The sequence below is a fragment of the Limibacterium fermenti genome (assembly GCF_041902845.1).
Taxonomy (GTDB): domain Bacteria; phylum Bacteroidota; class Bacteroidia; order Bacteroidales; family Dysgonomonadaceae; genus Limibacterium; species Limibacterium fermenti.
In genome coordinates this window covers 1,324,048-1,344,707 of sequence record NZ_CP159486.1, presented here as the reverse complement: position 1 = coordinate 1,344,707, position 20,660 = coordinate 1,324,048, and the positions used below count along the sequence as shown (strand labels likewise).

The window sequence follows — 20,660 nt, the reverse complement described above, 5'->3', positions numbered from 1 at the left end:
TTGCAAAGATACTATTAATAAAATTTAAAACAACACTTAGAAACTGTTTTGAATTTTTTTATGCGGTGTTTTTTAGTCCTTTTTTGATGGATCCGGGCTTTCGTTTCGCAACAAATAGCGGGCTATTGGAAAGAATCGATTTTGACGTTAAATATTTATATTTTCCGACAACACATACACACCCAATGATCTTTTTCGGAAAAACCGATAAAAGTCAGATTATTTGTTTCGCAGATTTTGAGAATTTCCGGTATGTCTTCTTCATAAAAGCCACTGGTAATAAGAAGACCATCCTTGTTTAATACGGAGGAATAAACGGGAATATCTTGCAGAAGGATATTCTTATTAATATTGGCCAGAATCACCTCATAGGTTTCAGCCCCTAATAATTCCGCCCCACCCTGATATACGTTTATAGAATGAATTCCATTAAGGCGTATATTTTCCAAGGCATTCTCATAGGCCCAGTCATCAATATCGATGGCCGTCACCCGGCGCGCTCCCCGCATGGATGCCAAAATAGCCAACACCCCGGTACCGCATCCCATATCGAGAACGGATTTATCGAGCAGTTCCATCGTTAACAACTGCTCCAAAACAAGTGAAGTCGTTTGATGGTGTCCGGTACCGAATGCCATCTTGGGATCGATCAAGATACGATATCGATATTCGCCTTGCGGGTGATGGAAAGAACTGTAAATAATGCAACTATTTCCGATAACAATCGGCTCAAAGTAGTTTTTCTCCCACTCCTCGTTCCAATTCCTGTCTTCCAATTCCCTTACGGTATACTGTATATTCGCGGGAATGATAAAATCATTGATGATACGCTCCACCGATTCTTTTGAATAAGAAGGAAACGGAGCAAACGCATCCAACCCGTTGTCCGAAGAAAGAAAACTCTCAAAACCGGTTTTAGCCAAAGCATCTGCTAATATATCCCTCACCACTTCGGTGTTTGGGTCACACTCAAAAACTGCTTGAATATATTTCATTTGTTTAATTGAAAGGACAAAAGTAGCATTTAATCGTCGCAAAATATGTAAAAACGTATTTATTTTCCGGTTTAATTGTTTACAATTGTTACAAACGAGCATCTTTTTGCAGATAGCACCGGAAGATTCCTTTTTTTGTTTTATTTTTATCCAATCAAAAAAACAGATAATGAAAACGATTGTTTTATCTCTATTCTTTTCAATTTTCGTCTTTTCTCTTCTAAATGCGCAGAATAACAACGTTCAGGAAATTATTCAACAGGGTGTTGAGTTGCACGATGCGGCAGAGTATAAAAAAGCAATTGAAAAATATCAAGAAGCTTTGAAAATCGATCCGAAGTCGAATCAGGCCGTCTACGAAATGTCGTTGTCTTATCTTCAACTCAAAGACTATAAAAAGGCATCGGAATACAGTACCAAGGTAATTAATTCCAACAATAAGGAACTATCGGTCGGAGCGTATGCCGTGAAGAGTGAAGCATTGGCAGAGATGGATATGATTGACGAAGCCATACAGCTTTTGAAGGACGGATTACAAAGAAACGGAGATGAATATCTGCTTCATTTTAACTTGGCCTTGAATTATTACAAAAAAAGGGATCTCGATAACGCCTTAACGCATGTCAAAAGAGCTATCGATCTGGATAAAACACATAGTGGCGCTTACTTGCTGTACGCTTACACCTTAAACAGTAAAAAATATTGGGTTCAAAGTATTTTTTCTTTTCAAATGTTTCTTTTGCTCGAACCCGACAGCCAACGATCGAAAAATGCTTTCGAAGAAATGCTCCAAACGATGCGGGTAAAACCGGCTTCCGATAAACCGGTGGAACGCTCTTTCATACAACAGCAACTGATGCGCAATCAAGGAGAAAACAATCAGAATGCAAGCGAAATTCCTCCGCTTAGCATTGTCGACGGGTTAAATCGTAATTTTGTTTATAGTGCCATTACCCACACATTAGACTCCCTTACACAAATTTCCGAAAATGAGAACTTATATATCTGCTTTAAAGAGGTGAATGAAGCCATACTTAAAGTCTTGGAGAAAGAAAATAACAGTTCTAAAGAAGGGATATTCTGGAATTTCTATGTCCCCTTCTTTTCTTATATTGCCAATTCCGAATATTATGACATTTATTGCCGGTATATCAGCTCTTCTTATTTCCCCGAATCTTTAGCTTGGTGGAAAAACAATCCTAATAAAGCCCGCAATTTTATTCGTTGGTTTGAAAAAGGCGACAATCCCGATACATAAGTTCGGAAACTTAAGTATCTTTGCTTTCCAAGTTCAATAATATATGGAAAAATTTGACCAAGAGAGATTACTCAATGAGTTACGAAACCCAAAGACTCAACAACAGGCTTTTGCCAAACTTGTTAAAGAATTTAGCGAACGTCTTTATTGGCAGATTCGGAAGATGGTAATTTCTCATGATGACACCAATGACATTCTTCAAGACGTATTCATTAAGGCATGGACGAATATCAACAATTTCAGAGGTGATTCCAAGCTCTCCACATGGCTTTATCGCATTGCAATAAATGAAAGCATTACCTTTATTAATAAGAAACGGGCGCAAAATAACATCTCGGTAGATGAAGAAGACTCTTTCCTGTTGAATACGTTAGAAGGAGATGAATATTTTGATGGAGATGAAGCCCAAAAGCTGTTGCAAAAAGCCATACTCACTCTCCCCGATAAACAACGGTTGGTTTTTCAAATGAAATATTTTGAAGAAATGAAATATGAGACAATGTCCGATATCCTCGGAACTTCGGTCGGCGCATTAAAAGCCTCTTATCACCATGCAGTCAAAAAAATTGAGGCATTTTTATCCAACGTTCATTAAACCTTCGTTTATGCTCTTAGTCCATTTAACAGTGCGGCGCAAAAACAAAAGATATGGAAACAAAATTTAACAAGCTGGAAGAGTTCGATAAATCAAAAAATCCTTTCAAAATTCCCAATAATTATTTTCATCAATTTAATGATGAGATAATGAAAAAATTACCTCTTCAAGAAAACGACGTCCTTTCTCCAAGCGTTCCGGTCGTTCGCTCCAATAGGATAAAAACCTGGTTATATGTAGCTGCCGCATGTATCATTTTGTTTTTTTCCATACAATTATTCTCCGATAAGTTCGTTAATCCTTTGCTACCGCCCTCATCCTCGGATATGCCGTCGGTAGCAGCACATGAGAGCGACAAGTTCTGGTCGTCCGTGCAAATATCCGAAGAAGAGTTCTTTCAATATTTAGAAGATCAAATGATAAACGACGGTTATTACGAATATATCTATAGCGGTACTTTAAATTGAGTTTAAGAATTACGATAGCATACGAAAGATCAAAATTATGAGAAAAAAATATATATTGCCGGGATGTAGCTTATTTGTTTTGTGGTTTGTTTTCTTCGTTGTTTCGGCACAAGACACGAAAAAAATGAATGTCGCCGAATTCGAGAAACGGAAAATGGAGTATATCCGTAAAGAGGCAGCCCTCTCTCAAACCGAATCCGAAAAATATTTCCCTTTGAATGGCGAATTATCGAAAAAGAAGCTGGAACTTTACAAGCAACACCGCGATAAAATACAAAAGATGAAAAGAGAGAATGCCAATATGTCGGACGAGCAATACAGAGCGTTATTAGAAAATGACGTAGAGGTAAAACTAAGAGAGGCTGAGTTAGACAAAGAATACTCCGAAAAATTTGAGAAGGTACTTTCACCGGAGAAACTCTATAAGGCTCAACAAGCCGAAAAAACATTTATGCAAGTTGAAATTACAAAGTTTCGACAAGGGCAACACAAAGCTCGCGGCAAGAAATAATCAAGAATGCAAGGGCGATGATTAAAAACCTTATTCCTTTTCATTATCTATCTACCTGTCTGAATTTTTAGGTATTCAACAATATAGAATATAGAAAAAGGATTGAGCAATATGAATTAGGTATATTGTATCAGTCCTTCTTCTTTTCATTTATTCAGCATTGCTGAGCGTAATTTCTAAACGGGCAATCTTATTATCCTCAGTTTCCAGATGATAATCCAAAGCGACCGGGCTTCCGTCAAAATCTCCTGAGACAACCGCGGTAATAATAGCCTTTGAATCGGTTTCTGAATATTTAGTTGGCTCCATTGTTGTGTTGAATTGTTGATTGGCATTTTCAATCCAATCCCTTATTGCCTTTTTACCTTTATACTCTTTTTCTTCGTCAATGACAAGTGCTGTTTCTGAGAAACAGTCGGCATAGGCATCACTGTCATAATTCTTCTGTGCTGTCAACAAGTCTAAAACGACTTTCGGTAATTTTAATTCCATTGTTTTTATTTTAAGTTGTTATATTGTGGGAATAGTCCCGCCATCAATTATGTATTCTGTTCCTGTCAGGTATCCGGCTCGGGGCGAGACTAAAAAGCCGACAAGTTCCGCAACATCTTCAGGTTGGGCTGGTCTTCCGATAGGTATTCCGCCCAATGCATCCATCACCCTTTGTGAAGCTTGCTCTACCGTGATATTTGAACTTTCTGCAATTCGTTGCATCATCCGGATAGCAGAATCAGTCATAATCCAGCCGGGTGAAACAGTCAATACACGAATTCCTTTAGGAGAAACCTCTTTGGATAGACCTTTGCTGTAATTAATCAATCCCGCTTTGGCTGCGGCATAAGGCAAGGTCGAATCATACAAAGGCAATCTTCCCTGAATGGATGCAATATGAATAATAACGCCGTTACCTCGTTCTATCATTTGCGGTAAAAATCCTCTGTCTAAACGGACAGGTGCAAGTAAGTTGGTTTTAATCGTCGTTTCCCAATCTTCATCCGTCAGTACAGCAAAGCCCCCACCCTGTGTCTCAGAAGCACCAAGGTTATTTACTAAAATATCGAGCTTCCCGAATTTCATTAAAATCGCATCTACTACTTTTTGAGTTCCTTTCGCTTTACTTAAATCTGCCGGAATGAAATGCAGGTTCGAATTTTTCTCTTTCGGTTCATTTCTCGCTGTAATAACAACGGTTGCCCCTGCCTTTAGCAATCGTTCCGCAATTGCTTTTCCGGCTCCTTTTGTTCCACCTGTAACCAATGCTATTTTGCCGGATAGTTCATTATCAAAACTAAATCTTTGTTCCATATCTCAGTCTTTTGATGCAAAGTTAGGTTATATACCAAGTTCATGCAAGTACGGAAAAACGATTCAGATAGGGATAAATTATTCCCCTATTGTGCAATTTTGAATATATGGGTATATTTGCACTATGTATGAAAGAAAGATTCCATTAAGTTTGAATTGTGGTCTTGACTTAATTGGGGTGGTCCTTTATGGCAAATGGAAAATCCGTTTATTGTGGTTTATCCATGAGGGGTATAAACGCCCAAGTGAGTTACAACGTAAAATACCCGATGCTTCCCGCAGAGTCCTGAACATACAGTTGAAGGAATTGGAAGAACACGAATTAATCACAAAAAAGATTTATCCGGTAGTTCCTCCCAAAGTAGAATATAGCCTAACCGAATTCGGAGAGACATTAATCCCTGTTCTTTCTGTGTTAGGACAATGGGGAGATGAACATCAGGAACGTTTACGGCATCTAATATTGAAACAATTAGGTCAATTATCTACTGACTAACTTGAGCGGATAAGTACCGTAGTTTTTAAACGCAAAATTTACAAGGAATTTGCAAGGTTATTCGTCAAAAACAGGCTTATTCCGGCAATAATAGCTCGTATCCTGTTTTCATGGTACAAAAGTAATGTATTTAGAATCTATCCACAACTTTTTGGGTTGATCCTGTCTTTGTGTGAATTTTGTGTGCATAAGAATAAAGCACTCACCGAAAATATCGACAAGTGCTTGATTTTTAAAGTGGGCGTTGAGGGATTCGAACCCCCGACCCTCTGCTTGTAAGGCAGATGCTCTGAACCAGCTGAGCTAAACGCCCTTTATTGTACCTTTTGTTTTCAAAAGCGGTGCAAAGATACACCCTTTTTCTTTACGTGCAAAATATTTGATATTTTTTTTCTGAAAATTTTCAGGATACTAGAATTATCCTTACTTTTGTACATCCGATTGGAAAATCAAGTGCAGGTTATAAACATTTGAAAAAGAAGTCACAAATTGTTCAAATTTCAAAGATGGGAATCTAAGATTCCTGAAAGACTCTTTGATGAACAAAACAAATTCTGAAATAAGCACATGATTATGAGAAATTGATAGAAAAGTGATTTTCTACAATTCTCCATTTATTTAAAAAGAACGATACTCTCGAAATGAAACTTGACGAACTTACAGCTATTTCTCCTATTGATGGAAGATATCGAAATAAAACAAAGGAACTGGCATTTTATTTTTCGGAATATGCTTTAATAAAATATCGCACCCAGGTCGAAATTGCGTATTTCCTCTTTCTTTGCGAATCCGAAATTCCTCCTTTGAACAATATAGACAAAGATAAACTTGATAGACTGGAAGGGATTCTTACCCGTTTCTCCGAAGAAGATGCTTTTCGTATCAAGGATATTGAAAAGGAAATCAACCACGATGTCAAAGCGGTGGAATATTTTCTGAAAGAAAAATTCGATAACATCGGATTATCCGACTATAAAGAATTTATCCATTTCGGATTAACTTCTCAAGATATCAACAATACGGCTACTCCATTAATGTGGAAAAACGCTTTGGAATCGATTTATATTCCCCAACTGGAGGAATTGTGCGCATTATTGGATACCTATTCGCAGGAATGGAAAGATATCCCTATGCTCGCTCGCACACACGGACAGCCCGCCTCTCCCACCCGCTTGGGCAAAGAAATAAAGGTGTTCGCCTATCGTCTACGCAACCAGATAGACTCCTTAAAGAGTATTCCGGTAAAAGGCAAATTCGGTGGCGCCACCGGTAATTTCAATGCACATTATGCGGCCTATCCCGATGTGGACTGGAAACACTTTGCTGACCGTTTTCTTCAAGAAAAATTAGGATTGGAACGCGAGCAATGGACGACTCAGATCTCGAATTACGATACGTTATCGGAAGGATTCGACGCCATAAAGCGTATCCACACCATCTTGATCGATTTAAACCGCGATATGTGGCAATACATTTCTCTGGAATATTTTAAACAAAACATTAAACCGGGAGAAGTGGGCTCTTCGGCTATGCCACACAAGGTAAATCCGATCGATTTTGAAAATGCGGAAGGCAATCTGGGATTGGCAAATGCTGTGTTGGAACATTTATCGGCAAAATTACCGGTCTCGCGTTTGCAACGCGATTTGACCGACTCGACAGTCATTCGGAATATCGGCATCCCTTTGGCACATGGATTAATTGCCATAAAAAGTACAACAAAAGGACTGAATAAATTGTTATTGAATCAAGAAACGATTCGAAAAGATTTGGATAATAATTGGGCGGTTATTGCAGAGGGAATTCAAACAATATTGAGGCGGGAGGGATACCCTCATCCGTATGAAGCACTCAAAGCATTGACCCGCACCAATAAACATATAACTAAAGAGAGTATTGAAACATTTATCGATACGTTAAATGTGGAGGAACCTATAAAAGAAAAATTAAGGGCAATTACTCCGGAAAATTATATTGGAATTTAAACAGGCTTATTTATATATACTTTAAAGAGAAGATCAATTCTGATAACCCTATAAAAAGGGCTCTATCGTAATGTTTTAGGTTAAATATTCGATTAATAACAACCGTGAGGTTATAGTAGAAAATTAAAAAGAACGAAGGAAAATGGGAACAAACAACGAAGATTCGCGCGAAAAAAACATATACGGCAACGCGAACAATGAGAGACACTCTTCTTCTAACAGAAGTTATGGTAATGAAAGACGATTACCACAAGACAGTAATGATTATGCTGAAAGGCCGTCACAATCATCTTTCAGGGAATCACAAGACAACACAGAAAACGGAAGCGGTATGCATGCTCCCAGAAAACGCCGTCCGCGCGTTGGCGATCGCATTGCACAATCGGGCTCCGGACCATACGGAGGCGGTAAAAGACACGATGGTAAAGGGTACGATCCGCGTAACAAAAGCGGTATGGGTGGCAATAATCAAAAAAAGAAGAAAATCAAAAAGAAAAAGCCTTTCAAACAGGTTAAATATAAGGAGAATGCCGATCCGAACGCTCCGATCCGCTTAAATAAATATTTGGCGAATGCGGGAGTTTGCTCTCGTCGTGAAGCCGATGAATTTATCCAGGCGGGTGTGGTAAAAGTAAATGGAGAAGTGATTACCGAATTGGGTACTAAAATTACGCGTGCCGATGAGGTAATGTTCCATGATCAACCGATCAGATTGGAGAGTAAGGTATACGTCCTTTTAAACAAACCGAAAGGGTTCGTCACGACCACCGATGATCCGGAAAACCGGAAAACCGTAATGGAACTGGTTAAAAGCGCCTGCTCGGAACGGATTTATCCGGTAGGTAGACTCGACAGGGCGACCACCGGCGTATTGCTTCTTACCAACGACGGAGACCTGGCGTCGAAACTAACCCATCCGAAATACGAAAAACGTAAAATCTATCAGGTTTGGCTCGATAAACCGGTGGCAATGGAGCACATGCAAGCTATGGCCGACGGAATAGACCTGGAGGACGGGGAAATTCATGCCGATGCTATCAGTTATGTCAGTGAAGAAGATTTAGCTCAAGTCGGTGTAGAAATCCATTCGGGAAGAAACCGTGTAGTCCGTCGTATGTTCGAAAAACTGGGTTACCGCGTACTGAAACTGGACAGGGTTTATTTCGCCGGTTTAACCAAAAAAGGTCTCTCGCGCGGCAGATGGCGTTATCTGACCGAACAAGAAGTCAATATGCTTCGTATGGGGGCTTTCGATTAGAGATCGATGCAAGATTGAAAAAAGATTGATGAGGGAGATTGATTAAAGATTAGATGAAACAACGAAAACGGACAAAAATCGCTGATGCTTTATCACCGGAAAAAATAGGTGAAGAAATTAATATAAAAGGATGGGTGCGCACCCGTAGGGGAAATAAAAACGTAAGTTTCGTCGCAATAAACGACGGCTCTACTATCCACAACCTACAAGTAGTAATCGAGATGGAAAAATTCGGAGAAGATTTCCTCAAGCCCATTACTACCGGAGCGTCATTAAGTGTAAACGGAAAACTGGTCGCCTCGCAAGGAAAGGGACAAACCGTAGAGGTTCAGGCGGAAGAGATGGAAATTTACGGAACCGCCGATCCGGCAACTTACCCTTTGCAAAAGAAAGGGCACTCGCTGGAGTTTTTACGGGAAATTGCATATCTGCGCCCGCGGACAAATACGTTCGGAGCAATATTCAGGATGCGCCACCACATGTCGTTCGCCATCCATCAGTATTTCAACGACCGCGGATTTTATTATTTCCATACTCCTATCATCACCGGTTCGGATGCCGAGGGCGCCGGAGCAATGTTCGAAGTGACCTCCTTTAATTTGAACAATGTGCCTAAAACAGAGGATGGGAGCATCGATTACTCAAAAGATTTTTTCGGCCGGCAGACCAACCTCACCGTTTCCGGGCAGCTCGAGGGAGAATTGGGCGCCATGTCTCTCGGAGCGATTTATACGTTCGGACCGACGTTCCGAGCCGAAAATTCCAACACACCCCGTCATTTGGCGGAATTCTGGATGATCGAACCGGAAGTGGCTTTTTATGATATCCACGACAATATGGATTTGGCGGAGGATTTCTTGAAATACCTCATCCGCTATGCGTTGGAACACTGTAAAGACGATATCGAATTCCTCGCAAAGATGTATGACGAAGAACTTCCCGACCGGTTAAAATTTGTGGTGGAGAATGATTTTGTACGCCTAAGCTATGGCGAGGGTGTCAAAATATTGGAAGAATCAGGACATACATTCGAATTCCCGGTACATTGGGGGACGGACTTACAGTCGGAACATGAACGTTATCTGGTGGAAAAGCATTTCAAGCGTCCGGTTATCCTGACCGATTATCCGAAGGAAATCAAGTCTTTCTATATGAAACAAAATGACGATGGAAAGACGGTCCGCGCCATGGACGTGCTCTTTCCGAAGATCGGAGAAATTATCGGAGGATCGGAACGCGAGGAAAATTACGACAAACTGATGCAACGGGTGAAGGAAACCGGCATGAATATCGACCCGATATGGTGGTATATCGAAACGCGTAAATTCGGTACCGCTCCACATGCAGGCTTCGGATTGGGATTTGAGCGCTTAATGCTTTTTGTGACGGGCATGACCAATATCCGTGACGTGATTCCTTTCCCCCGGACTCCTAATAACGCGGAGTTTTAAATAAATTACCAATACTAATTACAAATTACTAATTACTAATTACTAATTGTCAATTAGTAGATATTGATTGTTTTTGATTATATCATTCGCGAATGAAGAATATACGTAATTTCTGCATTATTGCTCATATCGATCACGGAAAAAGCACGCTGGCCGATAGATTGCTCGAGTTCACTCATACGCTTGACGGTAAAAAGCTCCAAAATCAATTGCTCGACGATATGGATTTGGAACGTGAACGGGGTATCACGATCAAAAGCCATGCCATCCAGATGATCTATGAGTATGAAGGAGAAAAATACACGTTGAATCTGATCGATACGCCGGGGCACGTAGATTTTTCGTATGAGGTTTCGCGTTCCATCGCCGCATGCGAAGGGGCCTTGTTGGTGGTGGATGCCGCTCAAGGCATTCAGGCGCAAACAATATCGAATCTCTACATGGCTATCGAACAAGATTTGGAAATCATTCCGGTATTGAACAAAGTCGATTTGGACAGCGCCATGCCCGATGAAGTGGAGGACCAGATTGTAGACCTCTTGGGAATTCCGCGGAAGGATATTATCCGTGCGAGCGGAAAAACCGGTATCGGCATCCCCGAAATACTCAAAGCGATTGTCGAAAGAGTCCCCGCACCGGGAGGAGATCCCGATGCACCTTTGCAAGCCCTGATATTCGACTCGGTATTCAATTCCTTTCGAGGAATCATCGCCTATTACAAAATTTTAAACGGCAGTATCGCTAAAGGCGAACAAGTAAAATTCGTCGCTACCGAAAAAGAATACGAAGCCGATGAAGTAGGGATCCTGCGCTTGGATATGATCCCCAAAGAGCGCGTGGAATGCGGCGATGTAGGATATATCATTTCAGGCATCAAGACGGCTACAGAAGTCAAAGTAGGCGATACGATCACGCATGTGAAGCGTCCATGCGACAAAGCTATCGATGGATTCGAAGAAGTGAAACCGATGGTCTTCGCCGGCGTATATCCTATTGAAAGCGAGGACTTCGAGAACTTGCGCTCGTCCCTTGAGAAGTTGCAACTGAACGATGCGTCGCTCACCTTCCAGCCCGAATCGTCGGTTGCGCTGGGTTTTGGATTCCGTTGCGGATTCTTGGGCTTGCTTCACATGGAAATCGTCCAGGAACGCTTGGAGCGTGAATTCAATATGGATGTCATCACCACCGTCCCCAACGTATCTTACCGGGTGTATGACAAAAAAGGGAGCATGAAAGAAGTGCATAATCCGGCAGGATTGCCCGACGCCACGCTTATCGAGCGGATCGAGGAGCCCTTTATACGCGCGTCGGTCATCACAAGCACGACATATTTGGGGCCCATTATGACACTTTGCCTCGGGAAACGCGGCGTACTGGTAACGCAAAACTATATATCGGGCGATCGAGTGGAGATTATTTTCGACCTTCCTTTGGGCGAGATTGTCATCGACTTTTACGACAAACTGAAAAGCGTTTCGAAAGGATATGCTTCGTTTGACTATCATTTGCATGATTTCAGGCCTTCAAAACTGGTAAAGCTCGATATACTACTCAACGCCGAACCGGTAGACGCGCTTTCCACCTTGACGCATTTCGACAACGCTCAATCTTTCGGACGCCGGATGTGCGAAAAACTAAAAGAATTGATTCCGCGCCAACAATTCGATATCGCCATACAGGCAGCTATCGGAGCCAAAATTATTGCGCGCGAAACCATCAAAGCCGTCCGGAAAGATGTGACGGCGAAGTGTTATGGGGGCGATATTTCACGTAAACGAAAATTGCTCGAAAAACAAAAGGAAGGGAAAAAGCGCATGAAGCAGATCGGAAACGTAGAAATCCCTCAAAAAGCTTTCCTTGCCGTACTCAAACTGGATTGAGAGAATACGATACTCCCTACCCCCGTCTAATGGATTCAGACCCTTCGACAAAACCATTGCCAAACCCATATCTTTAGGGACTATTGCGAAGATTGACAGCGGCTTTCCGTGATTTTGCGGCAACCCGTCGTACAAGTACGACGCCATGCCCGGGTTTGTGGGAACCCGTCGTACTAATACGACAGCATCCCCGGGTTTGTGGCAACCCGTCGTACTAATACGACGCCATCCCCGGGTTTGCGGCAACCCGTCGTACCAATACGACGACGTCCCCGGGTTTGTGGCAACCCGTCGTACTAATACGACGCCATCCCCGGGTTTGTGGCAGCCCGTCGTACCAATACGACGGCGTCCCCGGGTTTGTGGCAACCTTTCGTACTAATACGATGACGTCCCCGGGTTTGTGGCAACCCATCGTACCAATACGACGACATGCAGGGGTTTCAGGCACACTTTCGGAGAAGTACAAGGATATTTTTCGTAGCTTTCGGTGGAATCCGTTACTATTTTGATTATCTTTACACTTCCATCCACAGAAAAAAATTTATATATGATCAATAAACCGCGGCAGAATAACCTCTCGATCAGCAAAGAAGTCACTATTTCCCGGGCGGAAGAAATGGAGTTGCAGATCAAAAAGAACAAAATTGTAAGAGCTTTGTATTCCATAGGAGGTACGGTGGCGCTCATCTTAGCGATTTTGGGTATTTTTGTACCCGGGCTGCCGGTAACACCCTTTGCCCTTTTATCGGCCGCATTGTATGCCCGGAGTTCTGAAAAGCTCTACAGATGGCTGCTAAATAATAAAATATTGGGCCCGCGCATAAAAAATTATCAACGCCGCAAAGGCATTACACGAAAAGGAAAAATGGGGGTGATCGCTTTTATGACGGCTATGGTACTGTTCTCTTCCTTCGTGGTCATTCAAATTATTTCTATTCGCGTTGCCATCCTTTCACTCGGCCTAATCGGCTCGCTGGTCGTATGGTTTATCGTTCCGACGGCCATCGATGACCATCCGGAAAAATCATAAATCCGTATCCTCTTTTGTCAATCCCTCAAATAGGCAAAATAGTACTTTTCGATTTTCTTCGAAAGCAGTTCAATATTAAACATATCCGAAGCGACGGCAATATCCTTCACCGATCCGTCTTTATACAGGATATCGATACTGTCGTCATTTTCATTATACATATCGGTAACCAGCATCTCCGAAGCGATAAAGTACGACGCCTCATGGGCCGAAATACCATATTTGCGGCAATATTCCTCTAATAACAATTCTTTTTTGGCCTCATCCGGTGGTTCGGGGCTAATTTCAATCTTAAACAAATTCCGGTCGACCAATCCCCTGCTCAAAGCCGATAAGACCACATCCGGATAGGTACACCAAGCTTTTAACGATACCCATATATCATTATCATCAAGAGAAATAAAAGAATCAAACGCTTCGTTACTCTCTTCAAAGTTATCTATCGAAATATCATTGCGCAAAAAATATTCCAGAGCTGGAGAAGCAAACAAACGATGCCCATCGTGCGATAATTCTTTCGCTCTCTTCAGCGTATTGATGAGCATTTTTTCCGCTCCCACCGCGGTTTTATGCAGATAAACCTGCCAATACATCAAACGGCGCGCCAACAAAAAATTCTCCAGAGAGTAAATGCCCTTCGACTCGACCACCAACTTATCATTCTTCACATCGAGCATCTTAATAATGCGCGCCGACCCGATATTCCCTTCTACGACACCCGTAAAAAAACTGTCGCGCCGCAAGTAATCCAGTCTGTCCACATCCAACTGTCCGCTCACCAACTGGTGAAGAAAGCGTTTGGGATACGTATCTTTAAATATTTCGATGGCGGTAGTCAATTTCCCGTTCCATAACGCATTCAATTTCTGCATCATCAAAAGAGAGATCTTTTCATGCCGTACATCTTGCACCAAGGTTTGTTCCAACACATGCGAGAAAGGGCCATGACCGACATCATGCAACAAAATAGCCGCTAAAGCGCCGTCGGATTCCTCTTCCGATATGTGAAGCCCCTTCATTTTCAAATTCGATAGCGCTTCATTCATCAAATACATCGCGCCGATAGAGTGATGGAAACGCGTATGTTGCGCCCCGGGATATACGAAAGCCGCTACTCCCAATTGACGGATGCGGTTTAACCGTTGCAGGTAAGGATGCTGAATAATTGCATAGATAAAATCGTTCGGGATGTTGATAAACCCGAATACGGGATCGTTAATAATCTTGCGCTTTTGCAACATATATACAGGTAGATAATAAGAATGAATGTTGAAAACGATGTAAAGATAAAGAAAATAATGATTGTATAAATGCGTTTTCAAAAGTATTTATAGGAAACGGCTCGCGCTAAAATAAAGAAAAACAACCGGACTTATAAAAAGCCGGTTGTTTTCATTTTATCAACTAAAAAACGATAACTTTATGGTTTAAAGTCTATTTTAACCGTTTTAATACAACATTCAGGCCTGTGCTTCCGAGCTGGGAAACACCGATACAAACGAACGGTTATTTCTTCTTTTGCGGAAAACGACCACACCGTCAATTAAAGCGAACAATGTGTGATCTTTACCGATACCTACATTTTCACCGGGATGATGAACCGTGCCACGCTGTCTTACCAAAATATTGCCGGCTTTTGCCGCTTCACCTCCGAATACTTTTACGCCTAATCGCTTACTTTCCGATTCGCGACCGTTCTTTGAACTACCTACACCTTTTTTATGTGCCATTTCTTTTTCTCCTTCACTGATTAAGCAATAATTTCTTTTACCTTTACTTCCGAGAATTGTTGACGGTGACCGTTCAACTTCTGATATCCTTTTCTTCTTTTCTTTTTGAAAACAAGAACTTTGTCTCCTTTTACATGAGACAATACTTCGACGACCACCTTGGCTCCTTCAATCGAAGGCGTACCCACTTTCACATCGCCGTCGTTATCAACGAGCAATACGTTTTCAAACTCTACATCGGCACCACGATCTGCATTCAAGCGGTGTACGAATAATTTTTGGTCTTGCGTTACTTTAAACTGCTGACCTTGAATGTCTACTATGACGTACATATAAAAATAACTTTTACGTTACATGCCTGAGGCGAACCGTTTTCACGGCTTCTTATCGGGCCTATTGGCAAAATGAGGTGCAAAAATACCAATCTTTTCGGTAAACACCAAATATTCTTTTGTTTTTTATCTTCAAATACAAAAACATTTCCTTTTTTGTTCTGTTATATTATATAGTTTTTACCTATAAGTAATATAAAGACTATATAAACAAACATTTAACATTTAGTAAAACAATGAAAAAAGATTTTTTTTATTATTACATTTATCTTTAGTTTTAGGGGTATTCATTTTCAACTCTTGTGAAAGTGAAAATAATATAGAAACCTCTTACAATGATGATGAGAGCGAAGCATTTACCGCAACCCAAAATCCAAACAGGATTTCTCCAGATGAAGCTGTTAATACATTAAACTACTTTATAGGATTAAATGAAGAAAACAGTACTAGGTCAATAGGGTCACCAGTTAGTGTGAAGAATATTGAGGCTATAACAAAAAATCAAAGTCAACTAAGAAGTTCAAGTTATGATTTGTCACAAGTGCCTGACACGATGATGTACATAATTAATTTGAATAATGAAGGCGGCTTTGCTCTAATGTCCGCGGACAAACGTACCGAACCTATTTTTGCATTGGTTGACAATGGGAATTACAGCAAAGAAGATGATGAATTAATTCATAATGAAAGCTTTAAAATGTTTATCAAATATTCCGAAGAATATTTCATCCATACAATAAATACCCCACAAACAAGAATTGGTAGCGAAACCGAACTTGGACAGGACGACCCGACCGGTCAATGGTATTTGAATAGAAAAACGGCCCCTAAGCTAATATGGTCATGGAATCAAGATGCACCTTTTAATGATTACTGTCCATCATTACCAAGTGGTGGCAACAGTGTCGTTGGATGTGTTGCTGTTGCTTTAGGATATGCGACCGCTCATTTTTCAGCTATTGAATCTATTAATGGCTATCCGATTGATTGGGATGTTATACAGCAAATGAAAACAAAAGATGACTTATTAGCAAATGCAGTAGGTCGCAACCAAGTAGATAGATTATTAAGAGAAATAGGAAGAAACGTCAATATGAATTATGGCAAAACTAGCTATGCTACTGATGCCAAAGCTTCGGAATATCTTCAAACATTAGATATTAAATTTAAAACAGGTTTTAGGCAATATAGGACTGATTTGTCTGTTACTAATTTCTATAATTGTCTTAGAAGCACGAGAGGTATTATTGTTATGGGAGGAAGAAACATAAATGGAGCAGGTCATTTTTGGGTAGTGGATGGTATAAAATGTTATAAAAGCAATTCTACTACTGAAAAAAATTTAGATTTATACCATTGTAATTGGGGATATGGCGGTACCTATGATGGTTATTATTTAGAACAAGTTTATAATTTTATAAATACTTTTTCATATCTAAGCGGCGGTATATCGTCCGAAGCACCATCTAACGTAAACTATAATTATGGAATAATATACTGTGCTTTATCGAGTAAAGATCCAGATTAAATAATTAAAAGAGCGAAAAAATGAAAAAAATACTATTATTGTTTATTTCAGTTATGTTTTGTATATCGTGTTCCAATTCTGAAAATACGGAGGACATAGGCCTTTCTGCACAAGTTGTAGAATTTACTTATGAAGGTGGAAATAGAAGTTTATCCACAAAGGTTGATACATGGTGGATATCTAATCTTCGTGTGAATGGAGTTGATATCCCATCAAATGATAAAAACTATGCATTTATTAAGGGTGAATACGAAACAGTTGTCGGAATAAAAGCCTCATGGGTTACTATTGAAAAGAATGGTAAAAAACTTAATATTAATGTTTCGGACAATACGAACTCCGAGTCGCGAGAAATAATAGTGACTCTACAAAATTCTAATTTTTTTGATACTGTAACTATCATTCAAAAACCAAAAAAGTAAATTATTTTTTCGGTGTATAATGAAAATTGACTATTCCTAAATAAGCGTTACAGTTTATTGGACAAAATTAAATGATTTATCAGAGAGAAACAAGGTTAACCTTGTTTCTCTCTGATTTTTTATACGTTCTAATTTTTACACTTTTTTGTTTATGCATCTGTTCAGGGGTTTTCATATGACAAGACCAATGAGGTCTTTTTGTATTGTAAGAAACTTTTTTGGCTCACTGCAAATGCTATTTCCCCCTCTTTTTATTCGTTAATCGGCCAGGAGCTTCAATCAATGGATAGACAATTCGTTATCCAACTCAAAATACACATTCCCGATTTGGTCAATAATATCCGAAGCCACAAAACTCCTCGGATGTATAACCGACTGCGTTCTGTCTGCCGTTCGTCCATGCATATATACCGCCATGCGCGCGGCATCGATAGCCGGATACCCTTGGGCAAGCAACCCCGCGATCATCCCTGTCAACACATCCCCGCTTCCGGCGGTCGCCAACGCGGGTGTTCCCGAACTGTTTATATAAACGGTTTCATTATTGACAATCATCGAATAAGCGCCTTTCAAAATAAGAATAACCGGATATTTTTTGACAAAAACATGGATTTTATCCATTTTATCATAATCGTTTTCCCAGGAACCGATTAAGCGTGAGAGCTCTTTGGGATGCGGAGTCAATATCGTTCCAACAGGAAGCAAGCTGAGCCATTCTTTATGTTGCGACAAGATGTTCAATCCGTCCGCATCAACGACCAACGACTGTTTATTTCCTGACAAGAACCGATAGAAAGCCTTTTGTGTAGCGGGCTCCGTCCCCAATCCGATCCCGACGCCTATGGCATCGGGACGGATATCGAAGGCAATATCCGAAAGATAGTCCGAATCAGCATCTTCTATCACCATTGCTTCCGGAAACCAACTGCCCAATACCGCCGAAAGGCCTTTCGGGCCATACGCCGTCACCAATCCGCAACCGGTTTTCAAGGCCGCTTTAGCCGCTAAACAGACCGAACCGGTCTTCCCCCCGCTTCCGCCAATTATCAACGCATGCCCCTGCGTGCCTTTATGGGCGAATCGCGATAACGGCTTCAACAATGCAGCAATATCCTCTTTTACCTGGAAAAACCAATTCGTTTCCGCTTCGCATATCGCTTTCCGGCTTAACCCGATATCCACGAGCGTCACTTCGCCCGTAAACGGGGCGTTATCCGGCAAAAACAAGGCCGCTTTCGGAATCTGAAAAGTCACCGTGTGTGCGGCCTGTACGGCAAAATCCGTATGCTTATCCATAAACAAACCGCTCGGCACATCGATACTGATAATGGTTTTTCCACTCTCATTCATGCGGAGGATCACATCGTGGGCAATACCGGACACGTCACGGTTCAATCCCGTACCGAAGAGCGCATCGATTAAAATAGCGTAATCGGAAAAATCGGGAATTTCTTCCGCTTTCGAGACAAACAGCAAAGGAACATTTTCCGCTTTTGCCCGCCGGATATTATGAGCGCAATCTTCCGACCGCCTCTTGCTATATTCCACGTTACACACTTTCACCGAATACCCCGACGACGACAACAAACGGGCGACGACAATCCCATCCCCCCCGTTATTCCCCGTTCCGGATAGAATCAATATCGAGGCCTGCTTGTCTTGATATTTTTCAATAAACCAATAGTAAAAAGCCTTTGCGGCTCTTTTCATGAGTTCGAGCGAAGAAACCGCGTCGTAAGTAACGGTTTTTGCATCGATCTCGCGTATTTGTTCTGCCGATAATATCTTCATCGCAGCATTCTCCTCAGTTTACAGTCTTCAGCCCCTTGACTTCATTTGTCATTAGTAATTAGTAATTAGTAATTTGTAATTAGTAATTTGTAATTAGTAATTTGTAATTATCCCCAACCTATCCGTTCTGTTTTCTTACATCCTTTCCCCACATCAATTTATCCCGTAGTGTAGCATAGAAACTGTGACTGATGCGTTTCACCACCTTTAGCATATAATCGGCCTTTCGTACTTCCAAGGCCGTATCCTCATGAAAAACCTGCGATTGTCCGTCGAGGGATACCAAGAAATTACGGCTCCGGCTTTCCACCTTCAACCGTATTTTACTATTGTCATCGACCACCAATGAGCGCGACGTTAAGTTGTGCGGCGCAATGGCCGACAAAATCAAGCTCGGCGTGGTCGGCGATAAAATGGCTCCGCCGATGCTCAACGAATAAGCCGTCGAACCAGTAGGCGTAGCGATGACCAATCCATCGGCCTGATAAGAGGTAAGATAATCGTCATTGATGTAAGCATGGATGGTAAGCATCGAGGCCGTATCCTGTTTAAGAATAGCCACTTCATTCAAGGCTTGGATACTATAACCGAAAGGCGTGGGATTATCTTCGGCAGTCATTTCCAGCAGCGTACGGTTTTCTATCCGGTAGCGGCCCGACATGATTTCTTTCAGGGTTTCCTCCACATCTCCGAAATTGATAGCCGCTAAAAAGCCTAATCGCCCCGTATTAATACCCAATACGGGAATGCCGAAAGCTCCGACAGCGCCGGCCGTCCGCAAGAATGTGCCGTCGCCCCCCACACTTACAGCCATATCCACACACGGAAGTTTTTCAAACAACTCGCAAAGCGGCCGTATCATATCCCGGATGCGTTGAGGCAATGAATGATAAAACACAGACGGCAAAAACAATTCATAAGGATATTGCTTGATAGCTCTGCATACCGCATAAATTTGTTCTTCGGCTTTGGCCGTCCGGTCGGTAAAAGTACTCCCGAATAGGGCTAATTTCATAATGATAATTACTAATTACAAATTACTAATTACTAATCCGCTAATCCGCTAATCCGCTAATCTGCTAATTTGCTAATTTGCTAATTTTTGATTCCCGAACTTACATATCCAAATAATATAATAGTTCGTTTAACCGTTCTTTGTGCGTGTCATTGATTTCTCCCTCTTTCATATAGTAATACACCACCTTATAATTAAAGCGTTCGAAACTCCTGAGGACGGAACTAGGGTCGGAGATATTCAACTTCAATGATATCCATACCGACAAACCATCGGAGATGGGCAACACCGAAAGATTCACCACACGGGCATTGTTACTCTCAACAATGCGGGCGATATCGGTCAGCGTATAATCTTTAAAAGGCACCTCCAATATAATCAATGAATTTTCCATCTCCGTCAATTCCGTAAAATCATCGGGAGTCATCGCAGCGGTAAACTTTTCAACCTCTTTTTTGATAATTTCTTTTGTTGACATGACGCAAAACAGTTATTTCGTATTACTTTTGTATTTGATTTACAAAGATCATAAAAAATCGCGTATTATACGTGTCTGAAAAGACATTTTTTATTTTCTTTCCCGAATGCAAGCGATGTTTTTCGTTTTC

Annotated in this window: 21 protein-coding genes and 1 tRNA gene; 12 read left to right on the top strand and 10 right to left on the bottom strand. The window is 41.2% G+C overall.

Going from position 1 to position 20,660, the window contains the following annotated elements; translation table 11 throughout:
• Positions 1-155: 155 nt before the first annotated feature.
• The gene (prmA, locus tag ABNK31_RS06235) at positions 156-995 is read right to left on the bottom strand and encodes a 50S ribosomal protein L11 methyltransferase (protein WP_418894817.1); all 840 of its coding nucleotides are present in this window, start codon (positions 993-995) and stop codon (positions 156-158) included.
• Positions 996-1,164: 169 nt separating this feature from the next.
• Between prmA and ABNK31_RS06230 the strand changes: the two genes are divergently transcribed.
• The 4 genes from ABNK31_RS06230 to ABNK31_RS06215 are packed head-to-tail and all read left to right on the top strand — an operon-like array spanning position 1,165 to position 3,826.
• Positions 1,165-2,253, top strand: coding sequence for a tetratricopeptide repeat protein (locus ABNK31_RS06230; RefSeq protein ID WP_418894816.1), 1,089 nt, complete (start codon positions 1,165-1,167; stop codon positions 2,251-2,253).
• 43 nt (positions 2,254-2,296) lie between these two features.
• Positions 2,297-2,848 carry an RNA polymerase sigma factor gene (locus ABNK31_RS06225; protein WP_418894815.1) on the top strand — a complete coding sequence of 184 codons (552 nt, stop codon included), beginning with the start codon at positions 2,297-2,299 and terminating at the stop codon, positions 2,846-2,848.
• A gap of 53 nt (positions 2,849-2,901) precedes the next feature.
• Positions 2,902-3,315, top strand: coding sequence for a hypothetical protein (locus tag ABNK31_RS06220; RefSeq protein ID WP_321579430.1), 414 nt, complete (start codon positions 2,902-2,904; stop codon positions 3,313-3,315).
• 37 nt (positions 3,316-3,352) lie between these two features.
• A complete protein-coding gene (locus ABNK31_RS06215) occupies positions 3,353-3,826 on the top strand; it encodes a hypothetical protein (protein ID WP_418894814.1) in 474 nt (157 codons plus the stop codon).
• Positions 3,827-3,976: 150 nt separating this feature from the next.
• Here the strand turns inward: ABNK31_RS06215 and ABNK31_RS06210 are convergent, their stop codons facing one another.
• Together ABNK31_RS06210 and ABNK31_RS06205 are read right to left on the bottom strand one after the other, a co-directional pair.
• Positions 3,977-4,318 carry a nuclear transport factor 2 family protein gene (locus ABNK31_RS06210; protein WP_321579713.1) on the bottom strand — a complete coding sequence of 114 codons (342 nt, stop codon included), beginning with the start codon at positions 4,316-4,318 and terminating at the stop codon, positions 3,977-3,979.
• A gap of 18 nt (positions 4,319-4,336) precedes the next feature.
• Positions 4,337-5,131, bottom strand: a complete 795-nt coding sequence (locus ABNK31_RS06205) for an SDR family oxidoreductase (protein WP_418894813.1) — start codon at positions 5,129-5,131, stop codon at positions 4,337-4,339.
• A 124-nt stretch (positions 5,132-5,255) separates the two neighbouring features.
• On the opposite strand from ABNK31_RS06205, the gene ABNK31_RS06200 reads away from it, so the two are divergent.
• Positions 5,256-5,627 (top strand): winged helix-turn-helix transcriptional regulator, encoded by a 372-nt coding sequence (locus ABNK31_RS06200; protein ID WP_418894812.1) that lies wholly within the window; start codon positions 5,256-5,258, stop codon positions 5,625-5,627.
• 238 nt (positions 5,628-5,865) lie between these two features.
• Here the strand turns inward: ABNK31_RS06200 and ABNK31_RS06195 are convergent.
• A tRNA-Val gene (locus ABNK31_RS06195) sits at positions 5,866-5,940 on the bottom strand.
• 328 nt (positions 5,941-6,268) lie between these two features.
• On the opposite strand from ABNK31_RS06195, the gene purB reads away from it, so the two are divergent.
• From purB to ABNK31_RS06170, 5 genes are all read left to right on the top strand, one after another.
• A complete protein-coding gene (purB, locus tag ABNK31_RS06190; RefSeq protein WP_418894811.1) occupies positions 6,269-7,612 on the top strand; it encodes an adenylosuccinate lyase in 1,344 nt (447 codons plus the stop codon).
• A gap of 142 nt (positions 7,613-7,754) precedes the next feature.
• A complete protein-coding gene (locus ABNK31_RS06185; RefSeq protein WP_418894810.1) occupies positions 7,755-8,870 on the top strand; it encodes a pseudouridine synthase in 1,116 nt (371 codons plus the stop codon).
• Between the two features lie 53 nt (positions 8,871-8,923).
• Positions 8,924-10,321: an asparagine--tRNA ligase gene (gene asnS, locus ABNK31_RS06180; protein WP_418894809.1), complete on the top strand. Its 1,398-nt coding sequence runs from the start codon at positions 8,924-8,926 to the stop codon at positions 10,319-10,321.
• A 92-nt stretch (positions 10,322-10,413) separates the two neighbouring features.
• Positions 10,414-12,201 carry a translation elongation factor 4 gene (gene lepA, locus ABNK31_RS06175; RefSeq protein ID WP_418894808.1) on the top strand — a complete coding sequence of 596 codons (1,788 nt, stop codon included), beginning with the start codon at positions 10,414-10,416 and terminating at the stop codon, positions 12,199-12,201.
• A gap of 550 nt (positions 12,202-12,751) precedes the next feature.
• A complete protein-coding gene (locus ABNK31_RS06170; protein ID WP_418894807.1) occupies positions 12,752-13,234 on the top strand; it encodes a YbaN family protein in 483 nt (160 codons plus the stop codon).
• Between the two features lie 17 nt (positions 13,235-13,251).
• Here the strand turns inward: ABNK31_RS06170 and ABNK31_RS06165 are convergent, their stop codons facing one another.
• The 3 genes from ABNK31_RS06165 to rplU form a co-directional block, all read right to left on the bottom strand.
• The gene (locus ABNK31_RS06165; RefSeq protein ID WP_418894806.1) at positions 13,252-14,475 is read right to left on the bottom strand and encodes an HD domain-containing protein; all 1,224 of its coding nucleotides are present in this window, start codon (positions 14,473-14,475) and stop codon (positions 13,252-13,254) included.
• 219 nt (positions 14,476-14,694) lie between these two features.
• The gene (gene rpmA, locus ABNK31_RS06160; RefSeq protein ID WP_418894805.1) at positions 14,695-14,964 is read right to left on the bottom strand and encodes a 50S ribosomal protein L27; all 270 of its coding nucleotides are present in this window, start codon (positions 14,962-14,964) and stop codon (positions 14,695-14,697) included.
• 20 nt (positions 14,965-14,984) lie between these two features.
• The gene (gene rplU / locus ABNK31_RS06155) at positions 14,985-15,296 is read right to left on the bottom strand and encodes a 50S ribosomal protein L21 (RefSeq protein WP_418894804.1); all 312 of its coding nucleotides are present in this window, start codon (positions 15,294-15,296) and stop codon (positions 14,985-14,987) included.
• A gap of 289 nt (positions 15,297-15,585) precedes the next feature.
• On the opposite strand from rplU, the gene ABNK31_RS06150 reads away from it, so the two are divergent.
• Together ABNK31_RS06150 and ABNK31_RS06145 are read left to right on the top strand one after the other, a co-directional pair.
• Positions 15,586-16,824, top strand: coding sequence for a C10 family peptidase (locus tag ABNK31_RS06150; RefSeq protein ID WP_418895366.1), 1,239 nt, complete (start codon positions 15,586-15,588; stop codon positions 16,822-16,824).
• Positions 16,825-16,844: 20 nt separating this feature from the next.
• Complete coding sequence (locus tag ABNK31_RS06145; protein ID WP_418894803.1) at positions 16,845-17,246, top strand: BACON domain-containing protein; 402 nt, start codon at positions 16,845-16,847, stop codon at positions 17,244-17,246.
• Between the two features lie 279 nt (positions 17,247-17,525).
• On the opposite strand, the gene ABNK31_RS06140 is transcribed toward ABNK31_RS06145, so the two are convergent.
• The 3 genes from ABNK31_RS06140 to ABNK31_RS06130 all read right to left on the bottom strand — a co-directional run bounded on the left by ABNK31_RS06140 (position 17,526) and on the right by ABNK31_RS06130 (position 20,530).
• Positions 17,526-19,037 (bottom strand): NAD(P)H-hydrate dehydratase, encoded by a 1,512-nt coding sequence (locus ABNK31_RS06140; RefSeq protein ID WP_418894802.1) that lies wholly within the window; start codon positions 19,035-19,037, stop codon positions 17,526-17,528.
• A 118-nt stretch (positions 19,038-19,155) separates the two neighbouring features.
• Entirely contained in the window at positions 19,156-20,052 is an 897-nt protein-coding gene (locus ABNK31_RS06135; protein WP_418894801.1) for an NAD kinase, read from the bottom strand.
• 100 nt (positions 20,053-20,152) lie between these two features.
• Positions 20,153-20,530: a hypothetical protein gene (locus tag ABNK31_RS06130; RefSeq protein ID WP_321578912.1), complete on the bottom strand. Its 378-nt coding sequence runs from the start codon at positions 20,528-20,530 to the stop codon at positions 20,153-20,155.
• Positions 20,531-20,660 lie beyond the last annotated feature (130 nt).

What these genes read in the sequence shown, in the direction of transcription:
- rplU (WP_418894804.1), bottom strand. Translation starts at nt 15,296, where the DNA reads ATGTACGTCATAGTAGACATTCAAGGTCAGCAGTTTAAAGTAACGCAA.
- prmA (WP_418894817.1), bottom strand. Translation starts at nt 995, where the DNA reads ATGAAATATATTCAAGCAGTTTTTGAGTGTGACCCAAACACCGAAGTG.
- ABNK31_RS06200 (WP_418894812.1), top strand. Translation starts at nt 5,256, where the DNA reads ATGTATGAAAGAAAGATTCCATTAAGTTTGAATTGTGGTCTTGACTTA.
- ABNK31_RS06225 (WP_418894815.1), top strand. Translation starts at nt 2,297, where the DNA reads ATGGAAAAATTTGACCAAGAGAGATTACTCAATGAGTTACGAAACCCA.
- ABNK31_RS06210 (WP_321579713.1), bottom strand. Translation starts at nt 4,318, where the DNA reads ATGGAATTAAAATTACCGAAAGTCGTTTTAGACTTGTTGACAGCACAG.
- ABNK31_RS06220 (WP_321579430.1), top strand. Translation starts at nt 2,902, where the DNA reads ATGGAAACAAAATTTAACAAGCTGGAAGAGTTCGATAAATCAAAAAAT.
- ABNK31_RS06230 (WP_418894816.1), top strand. Translation starts at nt 1,165, where the DNA reads ATGAAAACGATTGTTTTATCTCTATTCTTTTCAATTTTCGTCTTTTCT.
- ABNK31_RS06135 (WP_418894801.1), bottom strand. Translation starts at nt 20,052, where the DNA reads ATGAAATTAGCCCTATTCGGGAGTACTTTTACCGACCGGACGGCCAAA.
- ABNK31_RS06215 (WP_418894814.1), top strand. Translation starts at nt 3,353, where the DNA reads ATGAGAAAAAAATATATATTGCCGGGATGTAGCTTATTTGTTTTGTGG.
- ABNK31_RS06185 (WP_418894810.1), top strand. Translation starts at nt 7,755, where the DNA reads ATGGGAACAAACAACGAAGATTCGCGCGAAAAAAACATATACGGCAAC.
- ABNK31_RS06140 (WP_418894802.1), bottom strand. Translation starts at nt 19,037, where the DNA reads ATGAAGATATTATCGGCAGAACAAATACGCGAGATCGATGCAAAAACC.
- ABNK31_RS06170 (WP_418894807.1), top strand. Translation starts at nt 12,752, where the DNA reads ATGATCAATAAACCGCGGCAGAATAACCTCTCGATCAGCAAAGAAGTC.
- rpmA (WP_418894805.1), bottom strand. Translation starts at nt 14,964, where the DNA reads ATGGCACATAAAAAAGGTGTAGGTAGTTCAAAGAACGGTCGCGAATCG.
- lepA (WP_418894808.1), top strand. Translation starts at nt 10,414, where the DNA reads ATGAAGAATATACGTAATTTCTGCATTATTGCTCATATCGATCACGGA.
- asnS (WP_418894809.1), top strand. Translation starts at nt 8,924, where the DNA reads ATGAAACAACGAAAACGGACAAAAATCGCTGATGCTTTATCACCGGAA.
- ABNK31_RS06165 (WP_418894806.1), bottom strand. Translation starts at nt 14,475, where the DNA reads ATGTTGCAAAAGCGCAAGATTATTAACGATCCCGTATTCGGGTTTATC.
- ABNK31_RS06130 (WP_321578912.1), bottom strand. Translation starts at nt 20,530, where the DNA reads ATGTCAACAAAAGAAATTATCAAAAAAGAGGTTGAAAAGTTTACCGCT.
- purB (WP_418894811.1), top strand. Translation starts at nt 6,269, where the DNA reads ATGAAACTTGACGAACTTACAGCTATTTCTCCTATTGATGGAAGATAT.
- ABNK31_RS06205 (WP_418894813.1), bottom strand. Translation starts at nt 5,131, where the DNA reads ATGGAACAAAGATTTAGTTTTGATAATGAACTATCCGGCAAAATAGCA.
- ABNK31_RS06145 (WP_418894803.1), top strand. Translation starts at nt 16,845, where the DNA reads ATGAAAAAAATACTATTATTGTTTATTTCAGTTATGTTTTGTATATCG.